Annotated in this window: 5 protein-coding genes; 4 read left to right on the top strand and 1 reads right to left on the bottom strand. The window is 45.1% G+C overall.

All coding sequences use genetic code 11. From position 1 onward, the window contains the following. Positions 1-69: 69 nt before the first annotated feature. The 3 genes from AM228_RS17930 (at position 70) to AM228_RS17920 (ending at position 3,805) form a co-directional block, all read left to right on the top strand. A complete protein-coding gene (locus AM228_RS17930) occupies positions 70-1,023 on the top strand; it encodes an FTR1 family protein (RefSeq protein WP_054467735.1) in 954 nt (317 codons plus the stop codon). Between the two features lie 115 nt (positions 1,024-1,138). Next, positions 1,139-1,993: an MOSC domain-containing protein gene (locus tag AM228_RS17925; protein ID WP_054467732.1), complete on the top strand. Its 855-nt coding sequence runs from the start codon at positions 1,139-1,141 to the stop codon at positions 1,991-1,993. 156 nt (positions 1,994-2,149) lie between these two features. Then, a complete protein-coding gene (locus tag AM228_RS17920) occupies positions 2,150-3,805 on the top strand; it encodes an ATP-binding protein (RefSeq protein ID WP_054467730.1) in 1,656 nt (551 codons plus the stop codon). Between the two features lie 110 nt (positions 3,806-3,915). On the opposite strand, the gene cysE is transcribed toward AM228_RS17920, so the two are convergent. Further along, positions 3,916-4,716, bottom strand: coding sequence for a serine O-acetyltransferase (cysE, locus tag AM228_RS17915; RefSeq protein ID WP_054467728.1), 801 nt, complete (start codon positions 4,714-4,716; stop codon positions 3,916-3,918). 454 nt (positions 4,717-5,170) lie between these two features. Between cysE and AM228_RS17910 the strand changes: the two genes are divergently transcribed. Next, positions 5,171-7,483, top strand: a complete 2,313-nt coding sequence (locus AM228_RS17910) for a DNA polymerase III subunit gamma/tau (protein ID WP_072160824.1) — start codon at positions 5,171-5,173, stop codon at positions 7,481-7,483. Positions 7,484-7,935: the final 452 nt, after the last annotated feature.

The raw sequence follows: 7,935 nt of genomic DNA, 5'->3' as shown, positions 1-7,935 counted from the left end.
CCGATGGCGGCCCTACACCCTACACCCTGTTGCCTTAGAATTTTCTTAATCAATCAAAACGATCGAACTATGGATTTTAGTGCGGCCTTACCAACTTTTGTGATTACCCTGCGAGAAGGGGTGGAAGCGGCTCTGGTGGTGGGAATTGTGCTGGCTTGCTTGAAAAAAGCCCAGGCCAGTGATTTAAACCGTTGGGTTTACAGTGGGGTTGTCAGTGGGGTTGTCGCCAGTGCCTTAGTGGGTTGGCTATTTAGTGGGATTTTATTCGCCCTGAGTCAGTCGGAGCAACTTTATGCCCCAGTGGTGGAGTCTTTGCTCAAGGCGGGATTTTGTTTGGTGGCGATCGCGATGCTGAGTTGGATGCTGATTTGGATGACTCAGCAGGCTAAATCTTTAAAAGGTGAAATCGAAACTGCGGTGAGTTCGGCGATCGCCGCCCCATCTCTAAAATCTGGCCTGAAACATGGGCAAGCCGGTTGGGGCATATTCACCTTAATTTTTATCGCGGTGTTACGAGAAGGTTTTGAAACGGTCTTATTTATTGTGGCTCAGTTTCAGCAAGGATGGACACCAGCGATCGGGGCATTGTTAGGGTTGCTCGGTGCCGTGGTGATTGGGTTTTTACTGTTTCAAGGAGGCGTCAGGATTAATCTGCGGCTATTTTTTCAACTCATGGGCATCTTGTTACTTTTGATTGTCTCTGGATTGGTGATTTCCGCGTTAAAAAATATTGATAATGCGGCGATGATTTTATCTGAGATCGATGCTCGGTTTAGTCACTTGTGCTTTTCTAGTTCTGGTTCCTGTCTCCTCGGCCCAATGGTTTGGGATACTAGCGAATTTCTTTCCGATCGCCAGTTTCCTGGTATGATTCTTAAAGCTTTATTTGGCTATCGCTCTCATCTCTATTTGGCTCAAGCGGTGGGCTATGCGGTATTTTTATTCACCGTAGGTAGTTTCTATTTTTCTAGCTTGGGTGGAGAGGGTAGTAAATCTCAAACTTCGGCAGTGAGTCGTCAATAATTTCGTTGACGTAGCTTCTCGTGGGTGGGTTTGTCGGTTTTTTTCAATTTTGAGAGGCCACAAATCTTCTAGGGGAAGGAAATGCCAAATCCTATGGTCAAACATCCCCGGAAATATGTCCCAGGCAACCGTTACACAGTTATTTATTCACCCGATTAAAGGTCTGACTCCCCAAGGGTGCGATTCCCCCCCGCCGAAGAGGGGGCAAGCTTCGGGATCCGCTTCGCGGCATCGCGCTGTGTTGCTGGCTGGACATGGTATTAAAGGCGATCGGGCTATGGCTTTAATGTTTGTGGATACTGAGGGAATTGCCTCCCCGGAAACCTTGCCCTGGCAGAGTAAAAAATACTTTGCGGTGCAGAATGACTGGCCTGGTTTAGCTCGGTTAAAATGTACTTATGACCCAGAAAATGCCGAACTCAGGGTTAGCATTGGCCAAAGTTCTTCGCCTCTGTTGGTGGCTGCCACCAATACCTCCCAGGGACGGGCGGCAATTAGTGCTTTTTTTACTGGCTATTTGGCTGGATTAAAACCTACGGAAAAAGCCCGTCATCCTCAGCATTCTCCAGTGCAGTTGGTGGGAACAGGTACCGGGGAAACTCGTTATAGCGATCGCCAGTCTGGACATATTTCTATTATCAGTCAAGCCACTATGGATGAAATTAGCCGTTGCATAGGTGCAGAATTAGATATTCGCCGATTTCGCCCGAATATCGTGGTAGACGGAGTTGCTCCTTGGAGTGAGTTTGACTGGGTAGGAAAAGAGTTATATCTTGGGGAAAGTCGGATTGTGGTTTCTGCCCGGATTGGTCGCTGTGTCAATATTGAGGTAAATCCAGAAACCGGCGATCGCGATTTGCCTTTATGTCGCCTCCTTACCGAACACTTTGGTCATTTACAAACTGGGGTGGTAGCAGAAGTCATCAGCGGTGGTAATATCCAGATAGGCGATCGTTTAGAAATCGTTTAAAACTTGCTTAATTCATCCTTTAATTTTTTTTATCTTTCCCCGAAATCAAGCTGAAACATCGGATCCTATCAAAATCATCTTTTAAAATCCATTTTTAAAATAAAAAATAAAAAAAAATTATGCAAACCATTTTTGTAATATAAAAAAATATCAAATATGTCTCAATATATTGTCAATATTTTACTCATCGATAGAGAACTGCATGATTATCAGGTATTCAAAGATTTTTTAGATAAAATATGCACTTTTCAATTTAATTTAAACTGGGTAAAGACTTATGCAGAAGGCTTAGAAAATACCATTAATAATCAAGCTGATATCTATTTAATAGATCGCGAATTAGAGCCGGATTCATATGCGGGATTACAGCTTTTAAAAGAAGCCAGAAAAAAAGGCTGTAATCAACCAATTTTTATCCTCACAGAATCAGAGCTAAAATCCAGAGAAATCGAAGAAATTACAGCGGCTGGTGCCACTGATTACTTCGATAAAAGTGAACTTAATGTAACGCTTTTAGAACACGCAATTCGTTATGCCCTAAAAGAGCAACAAATTAATCAAGCATTGCGATTAAGCGAACAACGTTATGCCTTGGCTTTAAGCGCGGGAGAAGTCGGGGTTTGGGATTGGGATATCAAAAATAATCAGCTTTATGTGGCCACGAATTTAAAAGCCATGCTGGGCTATACTAATAATGAAATTAATCCCAATTGGGAAGAATGGCAAAAACTGATTCATCCCGACGATCAAGAACGGGTTAAGGTGGTTTTAGCGAATCATTTAGCCGGGTTAACCAGTCAGTATGAAGTAGAATATCGCCGACTACATAAAGATGGAACTTGGCGGTGGTTTTTGTCGCGAGGTGATACTTTAAGAGATAGCAATGGTCAGCCTTGTCGGATGGCTGGTTCGGAAACCGATATCACCGAACGCAAGCAATTAGAAGCTTATTTGCGTCAATCCCTAGAAAATGAAAAGGAAATTAATTACTTAAAATCTCGCTTTTTGACGATGGTTTCCCATGAGTTTAGAACTCCTCTGGCAACTATTTTATCTTCCGCAGATTTACTAGAGTTTTATATAGAACAGTTGCAAAAAGAAAATGCTTTAAACCATGTGGAACGCCTCCAAAGCGCGGCGGAATATATGACGCAAATGTTAAATGATGTACTACTAATGGAAGATGCCAAAACTGGAAATTTAAACTTTAATCCGGTTTGGTTAGATTTATGTGAATTTTCTAAGGAATTTGTGAAAAATTTAAAGTTTTATATTAATAGGACTAAAGTAATTGCTCAAAACAAAAAGCATCAAATAGATGTGCTAATTAACTTAAATAATAATTTAGAAAAACCCCATATTTATGGTTTGTTTGATAAGGATTTGATGAAGCAAATTTTAAATCATTTATTATGGAATGCCATTAAGTATTCCCCCCAGGGCGGGGTGATTCTTTTGGAAATTGATGCTACGGATGATGAAGAAATTATTTTGCAGGTAAAAGATCGTGGGATTGGCATTCCCACCGCCGAACAAACTCAAATTTTTGAGATGTTTTATCGAGGCAACAATATCGAAAATATTCCCGGCAGTGGGTTGGGACTATCTATTGTCAAAAGCTGTGTTTATTTACATGGTGGGGATATGTCTGTCCAAAGTACCGTAGGTGTAGGGAGTACATTTACGGTGAAATTGCCTTGGCATAAATCTCAAGATAGTTATCAGGAATATTTGTGTAGTCTCACGGATGTAGAAATTATGAATACAGGGCTTCATATTACGAAAGTAGAGCATCAGTCTGATTCTTGGTAATATTTTATTTGTTGTTGGTTGTTGGTTGTTGGTTGTTGGTTGTTGGTCAAACAACAAACAACAAACAACAAACAACAATTTTATCTTCCGCAGCGATGCTGGGTTTTTGATTAAATCCCGGCACCATCTAAGAACTGCTCGATCGCTTTATTTTTGATTAAACATTTAGGGGCTAATTCTGGATCGAGGGATAACTGCATTACAGCTTCTAAGGCGGCTCGATTAGAGTCCAAAATGTCTAATTTATTTGCTTTAGTCGAGGCGATCGCCACTGGTGTTTGTGTTTGTAAACTTTCTAGTTGTTTTTCCAAGGCTTCAATGCGATCGACTAAAGCCCGAATTGCATTCGCCTCAGAATCAGGCAGTTGCCCGTGTTCCAAGGGGCTAACTTTGGCCCCTGACCGAAAGACAACCCGACCGGGAATTCCGACCACGGTGCAATGAGAAGGTACGTCCCGCAGGACGACGGAACCAGCCCCAATGCGGACATCGTTGCCAATTTGAATGTTACCGAGCACTTTTGCCCCAGCCCCGACGACTACGTTTTCTCCGACAGTGGGGTGACGTTTGCCACTTTCTTTGCCGGTGCCTCCCAAGGTGACGCCTTGGTAGATGAGGCAATAGTCGCCCACAATGGCGGTTTCTCCAATCACCACCCCCATACCGTGGTCAATAAATACCCCTTCGCCAATTTGGGCGCCGGGGTGAATTTCGATCCCGGTGATAAACCGAGAGAGGTGAGAGATTAAGCGGGGGATAAACGGAATTCCCACCACATACAGCCAATGAGCGAAACGGTGAAATAGTAAGGCTTGCAATCCAGGGTAGCAAAACAGTACCTCTAGCCAGTTGCGAGCGGCTGGGTCGCGATCGAATATAATGCGGAAGTCAGTTAAGAGGGTCTTTAGCACGCTTTGTCACCAAGATCGGCTTTCTAGTCCAAATTGTATCTTAAATATCTTATCGCGTTTACTGTTCATTCGCGAAGAGGCGCGGATGCGCTTCCGGTTCGTTTAACCTTAATATCGTTGATCTACCCCGATCTAAACGTGAGAGAGCATTAATTTTTACTAAAAAATTGCATGGATTATTGACAGCGCAGTTTAATTATATCATTGATTAGCGCAATATTAAGTCGCTGAACAGGCAAGAGGCACTATTGCAACAGGAAAGAGAAAAGAGAAAAGAGAAAAGAGGAAAGAGCAAAGAGGATGCATAGATGCTAATGATGCTAATGAAAACTCTCTCTTCCCTTTTCCCTCTTCTCTCTCCTCTGCCCCTCATCTCCTCTGCTCCTCGTTCCCCGTTCTCCATATCGATCTATATATAGATTTCCCGGTTGTTTTCGCCTTCTTTGAGCTAATTATGTCTTACGAGCCACTACATCATAAGTATCGTCCACAAACTTTTGCCGATTTAGTTGGTCAAGAGGCGATCGCCACCACCTTGAGCAATGCGCTGCAATTGAAAAAAATCGCTCCAGCTTATTTGTTTGCGGGGCCAAGAGGCACCGGCAAAACTTCTAGTGCGCGAATTTTAGCGAAATCTCTGAACTGTCTTAAGGGTAATAGTCCGACGGATCAACCTTGTGGGATTTGCGAAGTTTGTCGCAGTATTACTAATGGTTCATCTCTGGATGTGATTGAAATTGATGCGGCAAGTAATACGGGAGTTGATAATATTCGCGAGTTGATTGAGCGAGCGCAATTTGCCCCGGTACAATGTCGCCACAAAGTTTATATTATTGATGAATGCCATTCTTTGAGTGCTTCTTCTTTTAATGCATTGTTAAAAACTTTGGAAGAACCGCCCAGTCATGTGGTTTTTGTGTTGGCAACGACAGACCCACAACGAGTTTTGCCGACGATTATTTCTCGGTGTCAGCGCTTTGATTTTCGGCGCATTCCTTTGGATGCAATGGTGCAGCATTTACAGGATATTGCGGGGAAAGAAAATATTAATATTACCCCAGAAGCATTGCTGACTGTGGCGCAAATTTCTCAAGGGGGATTGCGTGATGCGGAAAGTATGCTGGATCAGCTTAGTTTGTTGCCCGGTGAGGTGACGATCGCGCAAGTTTGGAATTTGGTTGGGGCTGTTCCAGAGCAAGATTTGATGCAGTTGTTGCAGGCGATCGCTGCGGATAATCCAGAGGCGGTTCTTGACCGGGTGCGGGCAATTATGGATCGGGGTCGAGAACCTTTGGTGGTGTTGCAAAACCTGACCAGTTTTTACCGGGATTTATTGATTGCGAAAACTGCGGGCGATCGCGCGGATTTGGTAGCGATTACCCCGGCAACTTGGGCAGAATTACGTCAATTTGCCCAAACTCAAGATGTGGGGAAAATATTACAAGGTCAGCAACATTTGCGGGCTTGCGAAGCGCAAATTAAAAATACTACGCAGCCCCGTTTGTGGTTGGAAGTGGCTTTATTAGGATTGCTGCCTTCTGCTTTGAATGTGACGCAGCAAGTTGTCGCAAGTCCCAGTCCACGGGCGGTTTCCCCGCAACCGGGAACACAGCCTAGCTATCAGCCCGTTGCGGCAACTCCAACTCCGGCAACCCCAGTCAGTCAACCCCAAGCTGGGGAGCGGTCTTACGGTCAAACCCCTGCGGTGGCGGCAACTCCAGCCCCACAAAGCGATTCCCCCCCGCCGAAGAGGGAGCAAGCTTCGGGATCCGCTTCGGGGCATCTGCCAAACCCAGAAACCCAGGCAGCACAAGTGCCCAATAGTCCGGCTGACTTGAATGATTTGCAGTCTTTATGGCAACAGGTACTTGCCCATCTTCCTTTGCCCAGCCAAGCCCTATTAAAACAACAGGGAACCTTGATTTCGGTTCAAGAACATGAAGTTAGATTGGGTTTTCGATCGCAAAACCTGATTAAAATTGCGGCTGAACCGAAATTGCCACAAATTAAAGACGCTTTTGCTAAAGTCCTGGGAAGGGCGATCCAAGTTCGTCTCGAAGTCTCTGGAGACAGCGCGACCCCAGCACCGGCAACCAGTCAACCACAAAGGTCGTTGCCCACTGCCCCGGTTCAGCCACCGGCAGCGACACCGGCAGCGACACCTCCGACCCCACAACCGGCGCCTGTGTCAGAAGTGCGTCAAAGTTTGCCCGCGCAAAGGCCAACTCAAACTACGCCACCTGTGCAAACAGTAACGGTTGCTAATGGTCAAGGAAATGTGCCGTTAACCCAGTCGGTTGCAGTGGCAAAACCAGGGGCAGGGGCGATAGTGCTCCGCACCGCTGTTGCGATCGCCACGGTTAATACAAGCGCGAATTATCAAGTTTCTCGACCGCAGCAAACGACAAAAGTTTATGTGGACGAGTCAGAGGCGATCGCGGCTGCCCAAAAACTAGCGGATATGTTTGGCGGAACCGTGGTCACGGATTTCGAGGATTCAGATAGTTTTTATCGGGATAGAATAGAGCAATCTTCGGAGCCGATGAACGACATATCATTAGAAGTCGAGGATTTTTCTGATATTGCCGAAGAGGTTGTAGAAACAGCCGCAATGCCGCAACCGTTATCTTGGACAGAAAATGGGCGATCCCCGCAAGGGATCCGCTTCGCGGAATCGGCTAATAATTTTATGCCTACTGATGACGAGGATGAGGCAAAAATTTTATCAGAGTTGGCGGCTGAAGAATTTGGGGGAATAGAGTTTTAAATAGGGGATATCGGTTGACAGAAGAAACCGGGTTTCTTGTTGGCAAAAAATAGATAACTTTGATATCCCGAACAGAAACCCGGTTTCTGTACCCCCGCAAGAAACCGGGTTTCTTGGTGGCAATAAACAGATAACTTTGATATCCCGAACAGAAACCCGGTTTCTGGGATAGCTGGCAGCGGATAGCGGTTGGCAGCGGATAAGCTGACTATTTTATTTTCGGATAGTGGTGGGCAGCGGATAGCGAAACCCGGTTTCTTGGTGGCGAAAAGAAGATAACTTTGATATCCTGAAAATCAACCGGGTTTCTTGAGTTAACCTTGGCGAAAAACCCTTTCTTACAGCGCTTTTCATTTTAATAGAATACGGCAAGGGCGTGATCTTTCCGGTAGTAGGGGCGACGAGCGCATTCGCCCCTACGGAATGCGCGGGCCACTACAGGTGTTTGTGGT

The organism is Planktothricoides sp. SR001 (assembly GCF_001276715.1).
Taxonomy (GTDB): domain Bacteria; phylum Cyanobacteriota; class Cyanobacteriia; order Cyanobacteriales; family Laspinemataceae; genus Planktothricoides; species Planktothricoides raciborskii.
Note: the sequence above shows the minus strand (reverse complement) of the source record. Positions and strands in the feature narration are given on the sequence as shown.

Excerpts from the sequence above, each read along its gene's own strand:
- AM228_RS17910 (WP_072160824.1), top strand. The coding sequence starts at position 5,171 with ATGTCTTACGAGCCACTACATCATAAGTATCGTCCACAAACTTTTGCC.
- AM228_RS17920 (WP_054467730.1), top strand. The coding sequence starts at position 2,150 with ATGTCTCAATATATTGTCAATATTTTACTCATCGATAGAGAACTGCAT.
- AM228_RS17930 (WP_054467735.1), top strand. The coding sequence starts at position 70 with ATGGATTTTAGTGCGGCCTTACCAACTTTTGTGATTACCCTGCGAGAA.
- AM228_RS17925 (WP_054467732.1), top strand. The coding sequence starts at position 1,139 with ATGTCCCAGGCAACCGTTACACAGTTATTTATTCACCCGATTAAAGGT.